Source organism: Sphingobium aromaticiconvertens (assembly GCF_037154075.1).
GTDB lineage: Bacteria > Pseudomonadota > Alphaproteobacteria > Sphingomonadales > Sphingomonadaceae > Sphingobium > Sphingobium aromaticiconvertens.
In genome coordinates, this window is the sequence record NZ_JBANRJ010000001.1 from 4715800 (window position 1) to 4737393 (window position 21594).

The following is a 21594-nucleotide window of genomic DNA, read 5'->3' on the forward strand; positions in this document are numbered from 1 at the left end:
GTCACCTGAAACCGGTCATTCCAGTTGGCCACGGCCAGCAGGTCTGGCAGTGAGACGCTTTTCAGAATGAAGGTGTTGGAACGACGACCAGGCGATCGGCCTTTGCTGCGTCCGACAATCATTTGGCGTCGATTAACGTAATATGCAAAGGGCGCGGGACGGAATGCGGGACGAAACCGGAGATATGATGCAGGGTCTGGAAACATCCGGTGACCGATTGGTAATGAGCCTCATTCAACGTCATATAGGTGCAACACGCGCTGAATTGACGAAAGCATCATCCTTCACGCAACAATCAGTGTCGCGTATCATCGACCGCCTTGCAAAACGCGACCTCATCAGGATCGGAGAGATTGTCCGCAACGGTCGGGGCCAGCCCAGTCCGATTGTCAACCTCAATCCGGATGCCGCATTCTCGCTTGGCTTGTCGATCATGGCGGATGGCGTGAAGCTGGTCGCCATAAACCTGTGCGGTGAGGTGATCTGCGAGAGCGCGATCGGCGTTGAATCTCCAAGTCCTTGCGATGTGCTGGAAATGGCCAGCAGCTTCATTGCCAATTTGGCTGGACAAGGACATGCGCTGACTGCGCTGGCCGGGTTGGGAATCGGGATTACGGGCTATTTCGTCGTCGACGGCAGTCAGGTCAATCCGCCCGCCCTGGATGATTGGGCGTCGAAATAGGCCGCGTGTTCAAGGACGCGCTCGGTATCCCTGTGTGGGTGGAAAATGACGGTACGGCCGCCGCAGTGGGAGAATCCTTGCTCGGCTATGGTCGTGAGGTCGATGACTTTGCCTATTTGCACTTTGCTGCCGGCTTCGGCGGAGGTCTGATCCGCAATGGGAGAGCGGTTCGCGGCGTCAGCGGCAACGCCGGTGAATTCGGTGGCATGCTGCCGCCCGATTATGCCTCCCCATCGCTGGGCAAATTGACGCAGATCGTCAAGGCCGAGGCGGGACTGTCCTATCCAACCTTGCAGGCGTTTCTGGACGCTTTCGATCCATCATGGGCGGGGGTCTCGACCTGGCTCCAGGCAGCGGAACGCTCGCTCACCCTGATCGTCAACGGCATCGGGTCTGCGGTGGACCCGGGCATGATTATCCTTGGCGGACGACTACCGGAAGTGTTGGCCAGCGAGTTGATCGAGCGGTTGCACTTCTATCCCGCAGAACGGCGAGGCTTTCGCCGTCCATCTCCACCGCTTCGGTTCGCCGCATCCCTGCGCGACCCCGTCGCTGTCGGAGCAGCGATGCTCCCGCTCCAAGCTGTATTTTTTTGACATCAATGCGTCGGTACCGCGGCTTGATTCGGCTCGCACCGCTGAGGAGCGCCTGCGCCAAACAAGGGTAGGCCTGCATCGCTGTATAAAATATTGTTTTATTTCTTCATGTTAATCTGTAATTTTGCTTTATCACACTTGAGGTGACCCAGACCGACGCGCCGGAAATGCTCAAGGAATTTATCGCGCGCCAGCGTTCAGGCGAGGCGTCACATCGCTGACGCATATCGGCGCTAGCGAGCCCGCGTGCGCCGGGATTTGAAAGTTTTGCCTCGGGAAGCGCTTACCGAAAGCCAAGCGTCGCTGGTGCCCTATGGCGTGGCGCATTTCGGAAAGAGCCTTTTCTGGTATTCAAGCGAGTTGGTCTTTGCCTTCTTCCTGACCGAGCGCGCAGGGCTGCCCGCCGCATGGATGGGGGGCCTGCTGGCCGGTGGACTGGTGCTGAGCGCGCTGATCGACCTCGCCATCGGCTGGCAATTGCGCGGCGCCTCGTTCACACTTGCCCGCGCCTGCCGGTTGCAGTTCATCGGGGCTTGCGCGAGCGCGGCGGCGATCACCCCCTGTTCGCCGCAGATCTGCTGCCCGAGGCATGGCGGCTGATCTGGGCGGTGCTGCTCGCGACCCTCTTTCGTATTGCCTATGCGCTCTATGACATTCCACAGAACGCCACGCTGGGTCTCGCCACGCGCAATGCCAGGGAGCGCGCGCGGCTGGCGGCATTGAGGCTGTCCTGTAGTGGCATGGCGTCCATCGCGGTCGCCACCGCGCTCGCCTGGCTGGTCAGCGGCGGGAGTCAGAACGGAAGCGGCCGTTTTGCGCTCGTGACGCTGGGGATGTCCGTGGTCGCCATCGGCTCGGCCTGGTATCTGACGCGACTGCGCGGCCACGTCCTGACGCCGACTGCGCCGTTCCGGCCGCATCGCCCGCTTCGGACACCGGCATCGACCTGATCCCGCTGCTCCTGCTGATGTTTCTGGTATCGATAGCGACATCGGTGTTCGGCAAGCTCGAACCCTATTATGTCGCCTATCGCTGGCAGGGCCAGGGCGGGACGATCATCATCGCTGCTTCGGTCGGCCTTACCTTGGCGCAGCCTTTCTGGCTGATCACATTGCGCCGGATGGGCCACCTCCGCACGCTCTGCGTGGCGTTCGTCCTTCTTGGCGCCGGGGCGATCGCATTCACGCTGGCCGAGATCGCTGGCTATTTTGCGCAGGCGGCCTTCGCATTCCTGTTCGGCGCGGCCAATGGAGGCATTGCCACGCTTTTGTGGGCGAGCTTCGCGGATCGGGTTTCCGCCGAGCGTCCGACCGCGCCCGCCTCCGCATTTGCGCTGTTGACAGCGATCTCGAAATTCGGGCTGACGGTCGCGGCATGGCTTTTCCTGGTGGACTATCGCGTGGACGGCACGGGGCTTGACCTCGCCATGGCGGGCATTCCGGCGGCCGCCGTGGCAATGTGCCTGGCCGTCATGGCCTTGTCGTCACCGATCCGAAACGGCGGACGGCTCCGCATTATGCCCCGAATCTGATCGGTAACGACGTGCAGTGTCTCCGGCCAAACAGCATTGCGGCAAGAGGATGCAATCCAGTGCGCGCCGGCGGCGCCTATGGCCATGTCGACACGGGCGGCCAGATTGCCTGATTGCCCCCTCACGTCGGGGTCACCACTTCCCTCTCCATTTTTGCCCGAGAGGCTGGGCAAGATTTGCGCGCTCTTGAAGCCTGCACCCACTCTGCTCCGTCGATATCTTTCAGCCTCCATTTACGTTTCGCTAACGCAACACGCCTATCCTGCCCCTCATGCGCGAAACCAATTCCGTCCCGATCCATGCCCTGATGTGGAACACGAAACGATCGTCCATTCGACATAAAGTCGAGCGGTGGTCGACGTTGCGAGCCGGCAACGGTGCGCCGCAGGACGTCGCGATAGACGATCTGTCCCTGACGGGCTTCCGCATGTCAGGGGTCGATGAAATGACCAAGGGCGACCTGATCATGGTTGGCCTCGCAGGCGTCGGTGCCCGCGAGGCTTCCGTAGTCTGGGTTGGCGACGGGGTTGCCGGGTGCAGTTTTTCTTCCCCGATAACACCCCTCCAGTTCGAAAAGACCATTTCCGCCAATACGGTCGTGGAGGCAGACTTCGGTCCTTATTCATCAAGCGCCGATGAGATGGGCAAAAGCGAAGGCTCCGGCCGAGCGATGTCGGGCAGGCGCGCGCTGGTCACGATCATCGCGGCGGCTGTTCTAGCCTGGGCCGGCTTTATAGCGCTGGGCTATGTGATTGCGTTGCTGGCGGGCGTGGCCTAGCGCCACCGGATCAAAGGGCAGCAGCCTTCACCGCTTCATTGATCCGCGACGCCTTGCAAAGATTATGCGCCGGGCACATCCAATATCCGCGCTTCATCCCTGATCCGCCCATTCTGAGCAGGATTGGCTGTCCTTGCCGGCTGATGGGCCGCCGGGGCTTCCAGAACGGGAACCATCCCCTCGATCATCGCAACTCAGCCCGCAGGAAATCCCTTACATCGGCATTATGACCATCCAGAGCGCCATCCCGACCATCATCACGTTTTCGATCAGGGAAACGAAACCCAGCGGCACATTGCTGTCGCCGCCGACACAGGCGCATTTCAGCTCACGCCGGTCGATATAGACCGCCTTGAACACCGATACCGCACCCACGCCACCGATGAACAAGGCCACCGGGACAGACAGCCATCTGGCGCTGCCGGAAATCATCAGCACGCCGGCCAGCGCCTCGGCAAAGGGATAGAGGAACGCATAGGGCACCCAGCGCTGCGCCAGCAGGTCATAGCCCAGGAACATGGTCGCGAACCCGCTCACATCGCGTAGCTTCTGGATCGCCAGCACACACATGGAAAAGGCGATGAACCATTGCCCGGCATGGGCCGTAAAGGGCGTGCCGAATATCGCATGGCTGGCCGCCAAGGCCATCAGCGCGGTCATCGCGAACATCGCGATCACGGGGCGGTAGGTGACGGCCCTGGGATCGCGGACCACCATGTTGAAATGGCGGCGCAGATCGTCAAAACCACCGATCCGGGCACCGTCGATAAAGGTCTGGGGTGTCGTTTGCACGCCATGGTCTGCCTTGAAGGCGTCGATCTGCTCCCGACTGGTCAGCCAGCGATCCTCGACCTGAAAGCCCTTGCGCCGCAACAGATGGAGCGCGCGCAAGCCCCAGGGACAGACATGCTTGTCCATCACCATGCGATAGAGGATCGCTTGTCCCTGGGTCGTTGCGGCGGGGGCATTCATGGCCGGATATCCTTCTTCAAAACCGATGTTACCCACCCCATATGGGGTCCGTAGCATGGTACGGAGTCAAGCATGAACGGCATGACCATAGGACGGCTCGCAAAAGCAGCCGGGGTCGGCGTGGAAACGATACGCTATTATCAGCGGCGCGGCCTGCTGGAGACGCCCGAACGCCCCCATGGCAGCGGTTCGGGGGGATCGGTGCGGCGCTATGACGATCAGGACGTCACGCGCCTGCGCTTCATCCGCGCGGCGCAAGGAGCGGGCTTTACGCTCGCGCAGATCGACAACCTCATCGCTCTGGACGCCACGCAGGACCGGGCGCGCGCCCGCGATCTGGCCCGGCAGCAGATCGCCGCGCTCGACGCGAAAATCGCCGAGCTTGTTGACGCCCGCGATGCACTGGCGCGGCTGGCGGTGGATTGTGAAACGGGCGGCGCGGGGCCGTGCCCCATCCTCACCGCCTTCGAGCCGGGCCGGATGCAGGGATAGGCGGACGGTTAATCCCCGCCCGCCCGTCCCCTATTCCATCAACCGATGGTCTGGCCGGTCTTTGCCCAGTCGGCAAGAAAGCCTTCGATACCCTTGTCGGTCAGCACATGGTTGAACAGCGCCTTGATGACGGCGGGCGGCGCGGTCATCACGTCGGCGCCGATGCGGGCGCTTTCCAGCACATGGATGGGGTGACGGACCGACGCGACCAGGATTTCGGTGTCGAACTGATAGTTGTCATAGATCAGGCGGATGTCCTCGATCAGCGCCATGCCGTCAAAGCCGTTATCGTCATGACGACCGACGAAGGGCGAGATGAACGACGCGCCCGCCTTGGCCGCCAGCAGCGCCTGATTGGCCGAGAAGCAGAGGGTGACATTCACCATCGTTCCCTCGTCGGTCAGCGCCTTGCAGGTTTTGAGGCCGTCGATGGTCAACGGCACCTTGATGCAGACATTGTCCGCGATCTTCTTGAGGATCGCGGCTTCCTTCATCATCGTCTCATGGTCGAGCGCGACGACCTCTGCGGATACCGGACCATCGACGATGCCACAGATTTCCTCGACCACTTCCAGAAACTTGCGACCCGACTTGTGGATCAGCGAAGGGTTGGTGGTGACGCCGTCCAGCAGGCCAGTGGCCGCCAGGTCGCGGATCTCGTTGGTGTCGGCGGTATCGACGAAGAATTTCATGGGGATTGGCCCTTCCAGCACTTTGCAGGTGATTCGTTGGTCGGGGCTATAGCGTCATCCGCCCTGCCTGTCCTACATGGGCGCACATGACCCGCGCCCGTGTCCTCCTTTTGAATGCCGCCCTTGGGCCACTCGACTATCGGGTGCCCCACAATATGAGGGTTTTGCCCGGCAGTATCGTCGTAGCGCCGCTGGGACCGCGCCAGTTGGTGGGCGTCGTCTGGGATGAGGGCAGCTTTCCCGATGTCGAGACGGTGGGTGACAATCGGCTTCGCAATTTGCTGGACGTGCTCGACGCGCCACCGCTCCCCGAAACACTGCGCCGGTTGATCGAGTGGACCGCGGATTATTATCTGTCGCCGCCCGCTGCCGTGCTCCGCATGGCGCTCGCCTCGATGTCCGCGCTGGAGGGCGCGCGCACGGTGATCGAATATCGCGCCACCGGCGACATGCCCGATCGCATGACCGACCAGCGCACACAGGCGATGGAACGCATTGGCGACCGCCAGGGGCTGATCCGCGAACTGGCGATGATCGGCGGGGTCAGCGACGCGGTGATCCGGGGGCTGGTCAAGGTCGGCGCGTTCGAGCCGGTGGAGGTCAGCGTCGACACGCCCTTCCCCGATCCCGACCCTGGCTTTGCGCCGCCCGCCCTGTCGGACGCGCAACGCGCGGCGTCGGCGACCTTTGTGAAGGCGGTCAACGCCCACGCCTTCGCCCCCTTCCTGCTCGACGGCGTCACCGGCTCCGGCAAGACCGAGGTGTATTTCGAGGCGATCGCCGCAGCCATCCATGCCGATCGCCAGACATTGGTGCTGCTGCCTGAAATCGCGCTGACCGAACCCTTCCTCGAACGTTTCGAGAAACGCTTCGGCACGGTGCCGGTCAACTGGCACAGCGGCTTGCGCCAGACCGAACGGCGGCGCGCCTGGCGGGCCATTGCCAGCGGGCAGGCAAAAGTCGTGGTCGGCGCTCGCTCCGCCCTGTTCCTGCCCTATCCCAAACTGGGCCTCATCATCGTCGATGAAGCGCATGAGGCCAGCTTCAAGCAGGAGGAAGGCGTCCATTATCATGCCCGCGACGTGGCGGTGATGCGTGGCCTGATCGAAAAATTCCCGGTCATCCTCGCGTCGGCCACCCCGGCGATCGAGACGCGGCATCAGGTCGATCTGGGCCGCTACAAGGAGATAAAGCTGCCCGCCCGCTATGGCGGCGCAGAGATGCCTGAGATTGTCGGCGTCAACCTGCTGACCGACCCGCCAGAGCGGGGCCGCTGGATTGCGCCGCCGCTGGTCAAGGCGATCGACGAGACGATGGCGAAGGGCGAACAGTCACTCCTGTTCCTCAACCGCCGGGGCTACGCGCCGCTCACCCTCTGCCGCCATTGCGGCTATCGTTTCCAATGCCCCAACTGCACCGCCTGGATGGTCGAGCATCGCCTGACCCACCGGCTCGCCTGCCACCATTGCGGCCATGTCGTCCCCGCCCCGCGTTTCTGCCCGGAGTGCAAGGAGGAGGATTCACTGGTCGCCTGCGGTCCCGGCGTCGAGCGGATCGCCGACGAGGTGAAGGCCCTCTGGCCGCAGGCACGGACCGCCATCGTCACCTCCGACACGCTCTGGTCTCCAGCCAAGGCGGCTGAGTTTGTAAAAGCGGTGGAGGCGGGCGACATCGACCTGATCGTCGGCACCCAGCTTGTCACCAAGGGCTATCATTTTCCCAACCTGACGCTGGTTGGCGTGATCGACGCCGATCTGGGGCTGGAGGGGGGCGACCTGCGCGCATCGGAACGCACCTTCCAGCAGATCGTCCAGGTGGCCGGGCGCGCCGGGCGGGGGCAAAAGCCGGGCCGCGTGTTCATTCAGACCCGAATGCCCGAAACCGGCGTCATCCAGGCGCTGATCGACGGCGACACCGAACGTTTCTACGCCGCCGAGACGGAGAATCGACGCCGCGCCAACGCCCCGCCCTTTGGCCGTTTCGCCGCGATCATCGTCTCCAGCGAGAAAGCCGATGAAGCCGCCGAGATTGCGCGCCTGATCGGCAAGTCGGCGCCAGCAATCGAGGGGCTGCGCGTCTACGGCCCCGCCCCCGCGCCACTCTCCGTCCTGCGCGGTCGCCATCGCCACCGGCTGCTGGTCCACGCCACCCGCGCGATCGACGTGCAGGACGCCATCCGCGAATGGCTGGGCAATATCGTCTGGAAATCCAGCACCCGCGTCGCCGTCGACGTCGATCCCTACAGCTTCATGTAAGGGGCCGATCGCCCCGTTTCAGAGCTTCAGGGCACCATCGCATCGGCTGGCGTAACCAGAATCACAACGCGCCTGTTTTCCTTCCGCCCCTGCGCTGTCGCATTATCCTCGACCGGGTCGCGTTGTCCCATGCCGACGACCCGGATCGCTCCGCTATCCATTCCGCCCCCCGCCATCGCCGCCGCGACGGCTTGCGCCCGGCGGCGCGAAAGGGCGTCATTATAGCGCGCCGCCCCCACCGAATCGGTGTGCCCCTGCACCTCTGCGCCATGAATGCCGACCCCCACCAATGCCGACACCATCCGACCCAGCCCCTGCTGCCGGCTGGGCGGCAGAACAGCTTCATCGGTCGCAAATAACAGCCTGTCGGCCATGCCCAGCTCCCAATTATCCCCTGCGGGGCTAAAGCCGTTGCCGGCAAGCGCTGCGACCTGCTGTTGCGTGAACGCGGAACGCACGGGTTCACGAACAGTCTGACAGGCGGCCAGCGCCAACAAGGCAAACAGCGGCATCATCACTTTACGCATTCGTTCAATTCATCCTGTCTTCGTGTCCAGACCGCTCGCTCTGCTTGGCGGCATACATGGCCGCATCAGCCTGACGCAGCAGGTCTCGCGGGTCGCTGCTCTGACCATTGCTCAGGGCAAAACCGATGCTGAGCGACGCCTTCAGACTTTCGCCATTGGGCAGCATGATCGGTTCGGACATCGTGTCCTGAATATGCGCGATCACGCCATCCACATCCTCACGCCCCGCGGGCGCCGACAGCAACGCGGCAAATTCGTCGCCGCCCAGACGGAAGGCCAGGTCGCCCCGTCGGATGCTGGCGCGCAAACGGGCGGCGATCACCACCAGCATCACGTCCCCCGCGTCATGGCCATAGGTGTCATTGACCCGCTTGAACCGATTGGCGTCCATATACAGGATGGCAAAGGACTGGCCCGTCAGCCCCGCTTCGTCCGATGCGGCCCTCAACCTGTCCTCAAACATGGCGCGATTGCCCAGCGCGGTCAGCGGGTCGTGACTGGCCTGACGAGCGAGCGCCCGGTTCTCCCGCTTAATCCCTTCGTGCCACCCCTGAAGCTCTGCCAGCAGGCTGTTGAAGTCGCCTGCAAGACTGTCGATTTCGGCAATGGCGGACGACGACGCCCTGCGGTCAAACGCCCTGTCCACCCGTACCGCATGGGCAACCTCTGCAATTTCCGCCAACGGCTCGGTCACGTCGCGACGCAGGCGGCGCGCCAGCAAATAAGTTGCCAGCGCCGTAATCGCCAGGCACCCCAGGCTGGTGAGCAGGCCCGACAGGATATAGCGGCCGATGCCGCTGGTATCGCCCTGCAGGCGCACTTCACCGATGACGCGGCCTTCCTGTCGAACCATGACCCGTGCGGGCGCGGGCCAGATCAGGCGGCTGGCTGCGCCGCCCATCTCCGCCAGCCAGCCCGCCTCGGGCCGGGTCCAGCCAGCGATGCGGCGGCCATGCGCATCCATCACCTCAACCGATCGGACACCTTCAGTCGCCGCGACCATCATCATGCTGTCGCGCACGGCGGCATGATCATCAAACAGGATGGCGGGTTCCACGGTATAGCTGACCGTCTGGGCGATCAGGGCAAGGTTGCGGCTGGCATAGCCCTGCATCGCAAAGGCCCCGGCCGCCGTCAGCGTGATTCCCGTCGTCAGGATGGCGAACATGATGAGGCGCAGATGCGCGCGCGCCAGCAATTGATGCAGCGTCAGCAATGGACTTTTCACGGGCTGGTTGGTCACGGGCTGGTTGGCGGGGATGTCCATGGATCAGCCCCCTCCCCGCGACAGGCGTAGCACACGTGGATCGATCCTGACTGTCGAACGCGACACCGCATCAATATTCAATTGGAAATTCAGACTGTTGGCGGAAAATAACAGGCAGAACATCGCCCCGGCCCGGCATCCCGTATCGGTTTCCGCAATCGTGACGACCGGCCCGCCACGCGCATCCGCGATCAGCCGCCTCGCACGCGTCGCATCCATCGCGCCCAGATAGAGGGCATCGCAGGACTCTGGTAGGGCATCTTCGCCAGACGGCAGCATCCGGCGCTCCACGGCACGCGCGCCGTCTAGGGTGATAGTATCAAGTTGATCCGCATAGTTGGCCTTTCCCGCCACGCACAACCCGATCGTCGAACGGGGCGCAGGCCAGCGGGTATAGGTGAATATCGCATCGACCATGCGCGCAACGGCTGCGGCAACGCGATCAGGCTGGTCGGGCAAAGGCATGAGCGCGGGCACCACCATGGCCGACCAGGGGGTTTCGGCTGCCAGCGTCACGGCCGGAGCCATCATCAATGCGGCCAGCAGCCAATGTCGCACGTCACCCCCCTCAATAGAGGCGACACGCCCCGACATCGTTAATCAATCGTAAAATATCGGGCAGATACAGGATTTAGTCAATCATTCCGGTTATGCAACCATCAGCATGAAGGTTTCCGTCCGCATCCACTGGACTCGCGTTCAAACAGGCACCGCCGCGCCACTATTGGCCCTGCGCGCCCGACGCCTTTGCCGCGTCATAGTCCGCCTTCAATCGCAGCGCCTCGTCGCGCATCGACGACGAGTGCGGTGAATAGGCCAGCGGGTCCAGCAATATCGACGCCGTGGCATAATTGCCCTGCACAGCAAGCGCCTGTGCCTCGGCAAAGCGATATTCGGGATTCTGGGGCAGCAACGCAAATGCCTTGGCCAGACCATCATAGCCCACCTGCGGCATCTTGCCGCCCTTCATCCTGTGGTAGCGATAAAATTGGGTGAGCGGCACCGGATCCTCGGCATCCGCGCGATTTGCCTTGATGATCGCAGAGAGCGCCGCCTTCCAGTCCTCCGGCTTGTCGCTCTGATGCGCCCGCGCCAACAATATGTCCGCGCGCAGGCTGTGGGCGCGGGCCAGCGTGGGATCAATCGCCACCGCGCGATCAACCGCAGCCAGCGCGGCATCCTTGTTTTCGCCAAGCCATTCCGCCTCCGCCAGCAGCGCAGCGGCATAAGCGTTGGAAGGCAGCTTCGCGACGGCGGCGCGCACCGACGCGATCAAGGCAGGCCGGTTCTTCTCCGGCACGCCGACCGTCAGCTTCAACTCCTGGTCGATCAAGGCCCCGCGCGCGGGATCGAGCGGCGCAATCGCGACCGAGACTTGCGGCAGCGTGCCGTCCTTATATCGCGTCGCAGGGATACGGCCGCGTTTGAGATAGGCGCGCAACTCCCTTTCCACGGCCAGAAGGCCGCCCGCCAAGAAACTGTCCAGCTCGACATTCTTCTCGCCGGACGCAAGAGCGCCCAGATAGCGCGAGAATTCTGCCCTGCGCGCGGGCACATATTGGAAATAATGGGTGAGCAGCCAGGCCGTCCCATAATAACGGTCCCCCTGCTGCGGATCGCGCCAATTGGCCTGGCTGGTCAACAACTGTTTGAGCGGCAGGATGGGCATCATCCGCAAGGTGGGCACCCGTGCGAGGGGCACATTGCCAAATGTGGTGCGCCCGTCGGAAGCGAAGGTGACGACAGAGAAAAATTCGGCGAACCCCTCGACGTACCAGGCTGGATAGGCCGCCGGAAAATAATGCAGCATGAAATGATGAGCATATTCGTGGAACAGCACTTCTTCAGGACCAAGATCGTAACGCCATGACTTGGGCTCGCGCGAAAGGACCGCGAAGCCTGAGCGCCCTGACGTGCTGTAGAAACCAGCGACATTGGGATTGCGCGCCAGCGATCTCACCTCGCCATCGTCCGACAGCATGAACACCTGCACCGGATTGGTCAGCCCATCGTCCTTCATGCCGGTAACCAGGCGTAGCAGCGCATCGAATTTTTCAAGTTTCGTTGCAAAGAGTTGCAGGGTTTCCGGCTTAGCCTCACTGTAAATGGTAAAATGCCGCGTTTTCGCCTGACTCCAGGCGGCTTGCGCGCTCCCCGGCAACGCAAACGCACCTACCATCATCGCCAAAGCGCCGAACCGTCCGATCATCTCATTCCCCCTGTCCGCTCGCCCCCGGGCGGACCCCCTATGTGCCCTGCTCAGACAAGGTCGGGCAAAGGAATGCAATGCCAAAAGCGCCATAGCCCCTATCGATCGCGTTCACGCTCCAGCAGGCGCTTTTTGCGCGCCACCCCATAGGCATAGCCACCCAGACCGCCATCGCTGCGCAGGACCCGGTGGCACGGCACCAGCACGGCCAGCACATTGTCTCCGCAGGCGGTACCGGCCGCCCGTACCGCGCCGGGCTTGCCGATGGCGGTCGCAATCTGTTTGTAGGACCGCGTCTCGCCGGGCGGTATGGCCCGCAGCGCATCCCATACCGCCTGCTGAAACGATGTCCCCTGCACATCGACCGGAAGATCGCCGCGCTGGTTCCCATCTGCGGGATGTTCGACCAGCGCCGCCACCTGACGCGCCAGCGCCGCAAAGGCCGCATCCGCGGGCAGAATGTCCGCATGAGGGAAACGGCCACGCAGATCGCCTTCATCTTCATCGAAACTGATCCGCACCAGTCCCCGGTCGCTCGCCGCTATCAGCAGCGGGCCAAGACTGGTCGGTGCGATCATGTGGCGGATCACCACCCCGCGCCCGCCCGCTTTCCAGGCGCTGGGCGTCATGCCCAGATGCCGCACGGCATCGGCATAGGCGCGGCTGGGCGCATTATAGCCCGCGTCATAGATGGCCTCCGTCACGCTGCTCTCACCTTCCAGCGCCTGCTTTAATCGGTCGGCGCGAATCGTGCGAGCATAGGCGGCGGGGGTCAGGCCCGTCTCGCGCTTGAACAGGCGATGGAAATGATGGGGGGCATAGCCGACATGGGCCGCGATCGCATCCAGCGACGGGGGTGCCTCCGCCCCTTCGATCAACGCCAGCGCCGCTTCCACAGCCAGCCTGTCGCGCCCTACCTCATCCGGGCGACAGCGCAGGCAGGCCCGAAATCCCGCCGCCCGTGCCGCTGCTGCATCAGGATAGAAGTGAATATTTTCCCGTTTCGGATGCCGGGCGGGGCAACTGGGCTTGCAATAAATGCCCGTGGTCAGCACCGCCCCGATGAACTGCCCGTCCATGCGCCTGTCGCGGCGAGAGAAGGCATCCCAGCACACATCATCATCAGGCATCGGGGGCCGGTTGGGGCGAAGGGGAGTCATCTGGTTCATGGTCATGGAATAGCGTGGATCGCTTGACCATACTTCCCGCCGCTTGCGTTCAAAAGGGGGGCGGCCACTTTCCCGATTGCCTAACGCCCGCCTTCGCATATGTATGCGCCTCACATGCTGCGCCTGATCCGCTCTCTTTTCATCCTCTTCGCCCTGGCAAGCCTGACCGGCCCCGCCCGCGCCGAACAGCAGGACATCGCCGCCGCCGCCCGCGGAGTCGTGCGCGTGGCAATCGTCGCGACCGACGGGTCGGAGGCCTATTTCGTCGGCCATGGCAGCGGCTTCGCCGTCGCGCCGGACAAGATACTGACCAACGCCCATGTGGTCGAACTGACCCGCGAGGAAAAAAATCTCGTCATCGGCGTCATCCCGTCCGAAGGGCGCAAAAGCTATGGCGGACGCGTCATCGCCTATTCGCCGGGCAACGACCTGGCCCTGATCCAGCTGGACGAAGGATCGCTGCCGGTCAGCACCTTCTACGCCGGCGCCGTCAGTGACGGCAGCCATGTCACCGCCATCGGCTATCCCGGCAATGTCGACCGCGCGCAGGGCCTTGGCCTCAAGCAGATGGTGGAGCCGCTGGGCACGGTGAAGACCAGTGGCACGATATCGGCAGGACGATCGAGCCAGACCTTCGACACACTCCTCCACACCGCGCCCCTCGCCGCCGGGAACAGCGGCGGGCCACTGGTCGACGATTGTGGCCGGGTGCTGGGCGTGAACAGTTTTGGATCAATGTCGGATGGCGCGGACGCGGAGTTCGGCTTTGCCGTCTCCTGGCGGGAAGTGGCGTCCTTTCTGCGTCAGGCGGGCGTCTCCTCGCTCCACACGATCGTCCCCTGCCGTTCGTTGGCGGAAGCCGACGCCGCCGAATCGGCGCTGACCCAGCGGGACGCGCAGATGACCGAAAGCAGCGCCCGCGAAAAGCAGGACGCGCAGGAAGCCGCACTCGCCAAGGCCCGCGACGCCGCCGAGCGCGACGTCATTTCGGGACGTGAAAATGCGATGGCCGGCGCCGCCGTGCTGTTGGCCTTCGCCGTACTGGGACTGGGCGCCGGCGGCCTGTTCTACACCCAGGGCAGGGAAAAGCGGGCAAGCTGGTTCATCGGCGGCGGCGGCGTGCTGTTGCTCGGCGCCCTCCTGCTCTTCTTCCTCAAGCCCAGCTTTTCCAGCATCGATGCGCGAATCGCCCAGACGCAGGACAGCGGAACCACCTCCAATCAGGCCTTCGCCTGGGGTGGCGACAATATCTGCCGCATCGACCTCAACCGCAGCCGCGTCACCGTGTCGCAGCCAAATGACATCGGCTTCAACTGGACCGAGGGCGGATGCGTAGATCATGGGCGTCAGTTCATATCGGCAGGCACCCAATGGCAGCATAGCAGCGTTCCCGAAGACCGGCAGGTCGTCACCGACAGCCGCTTCGATCCCGCCACCGGCCTGCTGCGCGTCCAGCGCTGGTTGCCCGACTCCGACGTGATGGAGAAGGCGCGGGCGCTGGCCTCCGAAAATGCGGTCAAAGGCTGCACCAGCGACCCGGCCGCCCTGGCGAAGATCGCGGCGCTTTCGTCCGGCCTCGCCGCGCTGCTGCCCGCCCAACCTAATGAACGGCTGGTCTATCACTGCCAGAAGGGTCTGCTGGCCCCGAAGGACGATGAGAAGGAGGCCATCACACCCAAGCAGACGGCAGCACCTTAATCGCCCCACCGGAGTTGGTTCCGGTACCATCCGTTGAATCGGTCCGCGCGACTTGCATAGTCACAATCGCGCTGCTAACCGCGCCGCAACAACGGGGAACGGCATGGCCGCGCCCCTTCTTTGCATGACCGGCAATTCAAGTGGAGGACGGTAAGCGCGTGGAGACATCCGGCGGCATTCAGGCGAGCCTTAGCGGCCGCTACGCAGTGGCCCTGTTCGACCTTGCCCGTGAGGGCAAGAGCCTCGACACGGTCGCGGAAAGCCTTGCGGCGCTTAAGGCCGCGCTTGGCGAATCATCCGATTTCAAGGGCCTGATCAACAGCCCCGTCCTTAGCCGCGAGGCTGCGGCAAAGGCAGTTGCCGCCGTGGCCGCGTCGATGGGCCTCGATTCGCTGACCACCAACTTTCTGGGCGTGCTCGCCCAGAACCGCCGCCTCGGCCAACTGCCCGCCGTCATCCGTGCCTATGAAACGCTGCTGTCGAATCACAAGGGTGAGGCCCGCGCCGAAGTGACGAGCGCGCATCCGCTGACCAAGACGCAGATCACCGCCCTGAGCAAAAGCCTCAAGGCGCGTGTCGGTCGCGACGTCGCGGTCGATGCAAAGGTCGATGCCGCGATCCTGGGCGGGCTGGTCGTCAAGATCGGCAGCCAGATGATCGACAGCTCCATCCGTACAAGATTGAACACGCTCGCCCAAGCTATGAAGGGTTGAAGACCCTTAAAAAGGTCCGATGAAAGGCTAAGTCATGGATATCAACGCCGCAGAAATCTCGAAGGTCATCAAGGACCAGATCGCCAATTTCGGCACCGAAGCGCAGGTCAGCGAAGTCGGTTCCGTTCTGACCGTCGGCGACGGCATCGCCCGCGTCCATGGCCTCGACAATGTCCAGGCCGGTGAAATGGTCGAATTCGCCAATGGCGTGCAGGGCATGGCCCTGAACCTGGAAGCCGACAATGTCGGCGTCGTGATCTTCGGCTCGGACAGCGAGATCAAGGAAGGTGACACCGTTAAGCGCACCGGCACCATCGTCGACGTTCCCGTCGGCAAGGGCCTGCTGGGTCGCGTGGTCGATGGCCTCGGCAACCCGATCGACGGCAAAGGCCCGATCGTGTCTGACCAGCGCATGCGCGTCGAGCGCAAGGCGCCCGGCATCATCCCGCGTACCTCGGTCCATGAGCCTGTGCAGACCGGCCTCAAGGCGATCGACACCCTTGTCCCTGTCGGCCGTGGCCAGCGCGAACTGATCATCGGCGATCGCCAGACCGGCAAGACCGCCGTCGCGATCGACACCTTCATTAACCAGAAGGGCGCCAACGCAGGCGATGACGAGAGCAAGAAACTCTACTGCATCTATGTCGCGATCGGCCAGAAGCGCTCGACCGTCGCCCAGATCGTCAAGCAGCTCGAAGAAAATGGCGCGATGGAATATTCGATCGTCGTCGCCGCGACCGCTTCCGAGCCAGCCCCGCTCCAGTATCTCGCTCCGTACACCGGCGTGACCATGGGCGAATATTTCCGCGACAACGGCATGCACGCCGTCATCGTCTATGACGATCTGTCGAAGCAGGCCGTGGCCTATCGCCAGATGTCGTTGCTGCTGCGTCGTCCTCCGGGCCGTGAAGCCTATCCCGGCGACGTTTTCTATCTCCACAGCCGCCTGCTTGAGCGCGCTGCGAAGATGAACAGCGACAATGGTTCCGGCTCGCTGACCGCGCTGCCGATCATCGAGACGCAGGCGGGCGACGTGTCGGCCTACATCCCGACCAACGTGATCTCGATCACCGACGGTCAGATCTTCCTCGAAACCAACCTCTTCTATCAGGGCATCCGTCCGGCCATTAACGTCGGCCTGTCGGTGTCGCGCGTCGGCTCCGCCGCGCAGACCAAGGCGATGAAGAAGGTGTCCGGTTCGATCAAGCTGGAGCTGGCCCAGTATCGCGAAATGGCGGCCTTCGCCCAGTTCGGTTCGGACCTCGACGCGTCGACCCAGAAGCTGCTGAACCGCGGTGCGCGTCTGACCGAACTGCTCAAGCAGGGCCAGTTCTCGCCGCTGCCCTTCGAAGAGCAGACCGCCTCGATCTTCGCTGGCACCAATGGCTATCTGGACTCGATCCCGGTGAAGGACGTGACCCGCTACGAAGAGTTGATGCTCGCCTATCTGCGCCACGATCACCCCGAAGTGCTGAGCACGATCCGCGAGAGCAAGGATCTGGGTGACGATACCAAGGGCAAGCTGAAGGCTGCGCTCGACAGCTTCGGCAAGACCTTTGCGTAACTAAGACGCGATGCTGGCCGCTCATTCCCTTCTTGCCTGGACCGTGATGGCGATCGGTCTGGTGCTGTTGCCGGGGCCGGACACCATGTTGGTGGCCGGTCACGCGGCGCGGCGCGGGCTGAAGGCGGGAATGGCGGCCATTGGCGGCATCCAGTTGGGCGGTCTGTTCTACATGGCGCTATGCGGCTTCGGCTTCCTCAGCGTGCTGAACGCGGTGCCCGGCCTGTTCATGGTGGTGAAGGTTGCAGGTGCGCTCTATCTGGCGTGGATGGGCCTTGGCCTGTTGCGGGGCGCTATCAGGCCTGCCCCGGCGGCTGAACCGCCCAAACTCCGTCTGGGCGCTTCGCCCTTCACGCAGGGCTTTATCAGCACCGTGCTGAATCCGAAGGTTGCGATCTTCTTTCTGGCCGCCCTGCCGCAATTTGTCGGCACCGGCCCGGACGCGCCCTTTCAGGGCATGCTGTTGATCGCGATCGTCTATGCATTGGGTTTCCTGTGGTGCGGGGCGCTTGCGCTGCTCGCCACCCATGCCGGCCGCAAGGTTGGCCAGAGCCGCGCGATGCGCTGGTTCGAAGGCGCCATGGGCGTCGGTTTCTTTGGTCTCGCGGGCCGTCTGGCCCTTGCTCGGAACGTGTGATTTATGGCTAGTCTCAAAGAATTGAAGATCCGCATCGGGTCGGTCAAATCGACCCAGAAGATCACAAAGGCGAAGCAGATGGTCGCTGCCGCAAAGCTGCGCAAGGCGCAGGCCGCGGCTGAGGCCGCCCGCCCCTACAGCCAGCGGCTGGAAGCGGTCGTCGCATCGCTCGCGTCGAAGATTGCGGGTGGATCGGGCGAAGGCGCATCGCCGCTGCTGGCAGGCACCGGCAAGGATGACGTGCATCTGCTGGTCGTCGCCAACTCCGACCGTGGTCTGGCTGGCGCGTTCAACGCCAACATCGTCAAGGCCGCGCGCATCAAGGCCGATGAGTTGATCGAGCAGGGCAAGACGGTCAAATTTTACCTGATCGGGCGCAAGGGCCGTCCGGTCATCAACCGCACCTTCCCCGGCATGATCGTCGCCCAGTACGACACGACCGGCGCGAAGCAGCCCGGTTATGATCAGGCCCAGACCATCGCGCACGAGTTGAGCGAGATGTATCTGAACGGCAAGTTCGACGTCGCGCACCTCTTCTACTCGCGCTTCAAGTCCGCTCTCGCCCAGATCCCGACCGAGCAGCAGATCATTCCCGTAAAGATCCCGGCCGACGCCGACCGCAGCGCGATTCCCGCGACGGTCGAATTTGAGCCGAGCGAAGAAGCGATCCTGGACGATCTGTTGCCCCGCAACATCTCGATCCAGTTGTTCAAGGCGCTGCTGGAAAACAACGCATCCGAACAGGGCGCGTCGATGACCGCAATGGACAATGCGACCCGCAACGCCGGCGACCTCATCAGCAAGCTGACCATCCAGTATAACCGCAGCCGTCAGGCCGCGATCACCACCGAACTCGTCGAAATCATTTCGGGCGCCGAAGCGCTCTAAAGCAGGACCGTAAAGGCAAGGAACGAAGTCATGGCAACCACCAACAATGTAGGCCGCATTTCGCAGGTCATCGGCGCCGTCGTCGACGTGACCTTCCCTGATGCGCTGCCGTCGATCCTCTCGGCGCTGGAAACCAGCAACAACGGCCAGCGCCTGGTGCTGGAAGTCGCCCAGCATCTGGGTGAGAACACCGTCCGCACCATCGCGATGGACTCGACAGAAGGCCTGACCCGCGGCCAGGAAGTGACCGACACCGGCGCGCAGATCAGCGTTCCCGTCGGCCCGGCCACGCTCGGCCGCATCCTGAACGTCATCGGCGAGCCGATCGACGAGCGCGGCCCGGTTCTGACCGACATGCGGTCGCCAATCCACGCACAGGCTCCTGCCTTTATCGACCAGTCGACCGAAAGCTCGATCCTCGTCACCGGCATCAAGGTCATCGATCTGCTCGCCCCTTATGCAAAGGGCGGCAAGATCGGCCTGTTCGGCGGCGCGGGCGTCGGCAAGACCGTGCTGATCCAGGAACTGATCAACAACATCGCCAAGGGCCATGGCGGCACTTCGGTCTTCGCGGGCGTCGGTGAACGGACCCGCGAGGGTAATGACCTGTATCACGAATTCCTCGACGCGGGCGTCATCGCCAAGGATGCCGATGGCAATCCGATCAGCGAAGGATCGAAGGTTGCGCTGGTCTATGGCCAGATGAACGAGCCGCCGGGCGCCCGTGCGCGCGTTGCGCTGTCGGGTCTGACCATCGCCGAATATTTCCGCGACGTCGAAAATCAGGACGTGCTGTTCTTCGTCGACAACATCTTCCGTTTCACCCAGGCGGGCGCTGAAGTGTCGGCTCTGCTCGGCCGTATTCCTTCGGCCGTGGGCTATCAACCGACGCTGGCAACCGATATGGGCCAATTGCAGGAGCGCATCACGTCAACCAACAAGGGGTCGATCACCTCGATCCAGGCCGTGTATGTTCCTGCAGACGATCTTACCGATCCGGCGCCTGCGACATCGTTTGCGCATTTGGACGCGACCACCAACCTAAACCGCGCCATTTCGGAACTGGGTATCTATCCGGCCGTTGATCCACTCGACTCCACCAGCCGAATGCTCAATGCGCGCACCGTGGGTCAGGAACATTATGACACCGCCCGCGCCGTCCAGTCGACCTTGCAGAAGTACAAGTCGCTTCAGGACATCATCGCCATTCTGGGCATGGACGAGCTGTCCGAAGAGGACAAGCTGACCGTCGCCCGCGCGCGCAAAATCCAGAAGTTCCTGTCGCAGCCCTTCCACGTCGCCGAAGTCTTCACCGGCATCAGCGGCAAGTTCGTTCAGATCGAAGACACCGTGAAGTCGTTCAAGGCGGTCGTCGACGGCGAGTATGACCACCTGCCCGAAAACGCTTTCTACATGGTCGGTGGCATCGACGAGGCCATCGCAAAGGCCAAGAAGCTGGCCGCTGAAGCGGCGTAAGTCTCAAAAAGTCCCCTCTCGCTTGCGGGAGGGGTTAGGGGAGGGCCTGTAAAGGCAAGTCCTCCGCGAACATTCCCTCCCCCGACCCCTCCCTAAAGGGAGGGGGGAGAAACGTGAAAATGGCTCTGCATTTTGAACTCGTGACCCCGGAAAAGCTCGTCCGTTCGCAAGAGGTCTATCAGGTTGTCGTACCCGGCACTGACGGCGATTTCGGCGTGCTGGAGGGTCATGCGCCCTTCATGTCGACCGTGCGCGACGGCATGATCCAGATCTATGCCAACGCCGGGTCCGCCCCGGAAAACATCTCCGTCGAGGGCGGCTTTGCCGAAGTGAATGAAAAGGGCCTGACAGTCCTGGCGGAGAAGGCGGGCTAGAGCATTTTCCAGGCAGATGGCATCATCTGCTGACTTACGAAAATGCGGAAAACAAAAGATAAATGGAGCATGATCCTATTCAGTCTGATCGGATCATGCGCTAGGCCGTGGTGACGATTTAATCATTTGATCCAGAGCATGATGCTGGCGATTTTGACGAAGCCCAGGAAGTTGCGGCGAGTTTGTCGTAGCGGGTTGCGATGCGTCGCCATTGCTTGAGTTTGGCGCAGAAACCCTCGATGCCCCGACGCTGCTTGTAGGCGATGCGATCATGGTGGTGCTGATATTTGCGATGGCGGCGGGGCGGGATGACCGGTTCGCCGCCTTGGCTGTAGATGAGATCATGCAGACTGTCGGCGTCATAGGCGCGATCAGCCAGAATCTTTTCAACGGGGATGCCCCGGATCAGATCGCAAGCGTGTGCCATGTCGTTTTGCTGGCCGGGACCCAGAATGAAACGGATCGGCAAGCCGAGGGCGTCGACTACGGCATGGATTTTAGTGCCGAATCCAACTCTGGATCGCCCGAGAGCCTGGGCTTGAGCGCCCCCCTTTTTACCCGTGCCCCGGCCGCCTGGGCCTGAGCGCGGATTACGGTCGCATCGATCGCCAGCCATTCGATGTCGGGATCGTCCGATACAGCCTCGAAGATCCGGTCGATCACGCCTTGCTCGACCCAACGGTAATAGCGTCGTTTGGCCGTCTGATAGGGGCCGAACTTCTCCGGCAAATCACGCCACCGTCCGCCCGAACGTGCCAACCATAGCAACGCATCAAGAAAGCGCCGCCCGTGTCGCTACGCGGGCCACGTCGTCCCTTGCGACCACCCGGCACAAACTCGCATAGTCGCTCCCACTGATCGTCTCTGAGAACATCGCCTTCCACACCAGCCTCCAAAAGCCAGCGTTGAATCAGAAATCCTCAATCCCGTGAATCCCTAAAATGTCACCACGGCCTAGAGCGATTTCCAGTCGGATGGACTTATCTGACGGTTAGGAAAATCGTGGCAAACAAGAAACCACGCTCTCGCGATGGCCGAACGGCCGTAAACGATACCCAAGAGGCCGGACGCTCA

At 62.8% G+C, this 21594-nt stretch carries 22 protein-coding genes and 1 pseudogene; 15 read left to right on the forward strand and 8 right to left on the reverse strand.

Features of this window, described 5'->3' with window-relative positions; genetic code table 11:
* Positions 1 to 223 precede the first annotated feature (223 nt).
* The 6 genes from WFR25_RS22870 to WFR25_RS22895 all read left to right on the forward strand — a co-directional run bounded on the left by WFR25_RS22870 (position 224) and on the right by WFR25_RS22895 (position 3587).
* Positions 224 to 682 (forward strand): ROK family transcriptional regulator, encoded by a 459-nt coding sequence (locus tag WFR25_RS22870; RefSeq protein ID WP_336975010.1) that lies wholly within the window; start codon positions 224 to 226, stop codon positions 680 to 682.
* Positions 667 to 1278 carry an ROK family protein gene (locus WFR25_RS22875; protein WP_336973958.1) on the forward strand — a complete coding sequence of 204 codons (612 nt, stop codon included), beginning with the start codon at positions 667 to 669 and terminating at the stop codon, positions 1276 to 1278. Before WFR25_RS22870 ends, WFR25_RS22875 begins: the two co-directional genes overlap by 16 nt.
* Before the next feature lie 258 nt (positions 1279 to 1536).
* The gene (locus WFR25_RS22880; protein WP_336973960.1) at positions 1537 to 1878 is read left to right on the forward strand and encodes a hypothetical protein; all 342 of its coding nucleotides are present in this window, start codon (positions 1537 to 1539) and stop codon (positions 1876 to 1878) included.
* Between the two features lie 8 nt (positions 1879 to 1886).
* A complete protein-coding gene (locus tag WFR25_RS22885; protein WP_336973962.1) occupies positions 1887 to 2228 on the forward strand; it encodes an MFS transporter in 342 nt (113 codons plus the stop codon).
* A gap of 17 nt (positions 2229 to 2245) precedes the next feature.
* Positions 2246 to 2809, forward strand: coding sequence for an MFS transporter (locus tag WFR25_RS22890; protein WP_336973963.1), 564 nt, complete (start codon positions 2246 to 2248; stop codon positions 2807 to 2809).
* A gap of 361 nt (positions 2810 to 3170) precedes the next feature.
* Entirely contained in the window at positions 3171 to 3587 is a 417-nt protein-coding gene (locus WFR25_RS22895; protein ID WP_336973965.1) for a hypothetical protein, read from the forward strand.
* A gap of 213 nt (positions 3588 to 3800) precedes the next feature.
* On the opposite strand, the gene WFR25_RS22900 is transcribed toward WFR25_RS22895, so the two are convergent.
* Positions 3801 to 4559: a glutaredoxin family protein gene (locus WFR25_RS22900; RefSeq protein WP_336973968.1), complete on the reverse strand. Its 759-nt coding sequence runs from the start codon at positions 4557 to 4559 to the stop codon at positions 3801 to 3803.
* 72 nt (positions 4560 to 4631) lie between these two features.
* On the opposite strand from WFR25_RS22900, the gene WFR25_RS22905 reads away from it, so the two are divergent.
* Positions 4632 to 5051 (forward strand): MerR family transcriptional regulator, encoded by a 420-nt coding sequence (locus WFR25_RS22905; RefSeq protein WP_336973970.1) that lies wholly within the window; start codon positions 4632 to 4634, stop codon positions 5049 to 5051.
* Positions 5052 to 5089: 38 nt separating this feature from the next.
* On the opposite strand, the gene fsa is transcribed toward WFR25_RS22905, so the two are convergent.
* On the reverse strand, positions 5090 to 5743 hold the full coding sequence (gene fsa / locus WFR25_RS22910; RefSeq protein ID WP_336973972.1) for a fructose-6-phosphate aldolase: 654 nt from the start codon (positions 5741 to 5743) through the stop codon (positions 5090 to 5092).
* Between the two features lie 86 nt (positions 5744 to 5829).
* Between fsa and WFR25_RS22915 the strand changes: the two genes are divergently transcribed.
* A complete protein-coding gene (locus WFR25_RS22915) occupies positions 5830 to 7998 on the forward strand; it encodes a primosomal protein N' (protein WP_336973975.1) in 2169 nt (722 codons plus the stop codon).
* 26 nt (positions 7999 to 8024) lie between these two features.
* On the opposite strand, the gene yfiB is transcribed toward WFR25_RS22915, so the two are convergent.
* From yfiB to ada, 5 genes are all read right to left on the reverse strand, one after another.
* Positions 8025 to 8525, reverse strand: coding sequence for an outer membrane lipoprotein YfiB (yfiB, locus tag WFR25_RS22920; protein WP_336973977.1), 501 nt, complete (start codon positions 8523 to 8525; stop codon positions 8025 to 8027).
* A gap of 4 nt (positions 8526 to 8529) precedes the next feature.
* A complete protein-coding gene (dgcN, locus tag WFR25_RS22925; RefSeq protein WP_336973980.1) occupies positions 8530 to 9792 on the reverse strand; it encodes a diguanylate cyclase DgcN/YfiN in 1263 nt (420 codons plus the stop codon).
* Positions 9793 to 9795: 3 nt separating this feature from the next.
* Entirely contained in the window at positions 9796 to 10350 is a 555-nt protein-coding gene (gene yfiR, locus WFR25_RS22930) for a regulatory sequestration protein YfiR (protein ID WP_336973983.1), read from the reverse strand.
* 163 nt (positions 10351 to 10513) lie between these two features.
* Positions 10514 to 12001, reverse strand: coding sequence for a hypothetical protein (locus WFR25_RS22935; protein ID WP_336973986.1), 1488 nt, complete (start codon positions 11999 to 12001; stop codon positions 10514 to 10516).
* 98 nt (positions 12002 to 12099) lie between these two features.
* Positions 12100 to 13170 (reverse strand): bifunctional DNA-binding transcriptional regulator/O6-methylguanine-DNA methyltransferase Ada, encoded by a 1071-nt coding sequence (ada, locus tag WFR25_RS22940; RefSeq protein WP_336975011.1) that lies wholly within the window; start codon positions 13168 to 13170, stop codon positions 12100 to 12102.
* A gap of 114 nt (positions 13171 to 13284) precedes the next feature.
* On the opposite strand from ada, the gene WFR25_RS22945 reads away from it, so the two are divergent.
* From WFR25_RS22945 to WFR25_RS22975, 7 genes are all read left to right on the forward strand, one after another.
* Complete coding sequence (locus WFR25_RS22945; protein WP_336973988.1) at positions 13285 to 14868, forward strand: S1C family serine protease; 1584 nt, start codon at positions 13285 to 13287, stop codon at positions 14866 to 14868.
* Between the two features lie 158 nt (positions 14869 to 15026).
* Entirely contained in the window at positions 15027 to 15581 is a 555-nt protein-coding gene (locus WFR25_RS22950) for a F0F1 ATP synthase subunit delta (RefSeq protein WP_336973990.1), read from the forward strand.
* A gap of 34 nt (positions 15582 to 15615) precedes the next feature.
* Positions 15616 to 17145, forward strand: a complete 1530-nt coding sequence (gene atpA / locus WFR25_RS22955; protein ID WP_336973992.1) for a F0F1 ATP synthase subunit alpha — start codon at positions 15616 to 15618, stop codon at positions 17143 to 17145.
* A gap of 10 nt (positions 17146 to 17155) precedes the next feature.
* Positions 17156 to 17782, forward strand: a complete 627-nt coding sequence (locus tag WFR25_RS22960) for a LysE family translocator (protein WP_336973995.1) — start codon at positions 17156 to 17158, stop codon at positions 17780 to 17782.
* Between the two features lie 3 nt (positions 17783 to 17785).
* A complete protein-coding gene (locus WFR25_RS22965) occupies positions 17786 to 18670 on the forward strand; it encodes a F0F1 ATP synthase subunit gamma (RefSeq protein ID WP_336973997.1) in 885 nt (294 codons plus the stop codon).
* A gap of 30 nt (positions 18671 to 18700) precedes the next feature.
* Complete coding sequence (gene atpD / locus WFR25_RS22970) at positions 18701 to 20146, forward strand: F0F1 ATP synthase subunit beta (protein WP_336973998.1); 1446 nt, start codon at positions 18701 to 18703, stop codon at positions 20144 to 20146.
* Positions 20147 to 20265: 119 nt separating this feature from the next.
* Positions 20266 to 20520, forward strand: coding sequence for an ATP synthase F1 subunit epsilon (locus tag WFR25_RS22975; protein ID WP_336974000.1), 255 nt, complete (start codon positions 20266 to 20268; stop codon positions 20518 to 20520).
* Between the two features lie 122 nt (positions 20521 to 20642).
* On the opposite strand, the pseudogene WFR25_RS22980 reads toward WFR25_RS22975, so the two are convergent.
* Positions 20643 to 21404, reverse strand: a pseudogene (locus tag WFR25_RS22980) (IS5 family transposase).
* Positions 21405 to 21594: the final 190 nt, after the last annotated feature.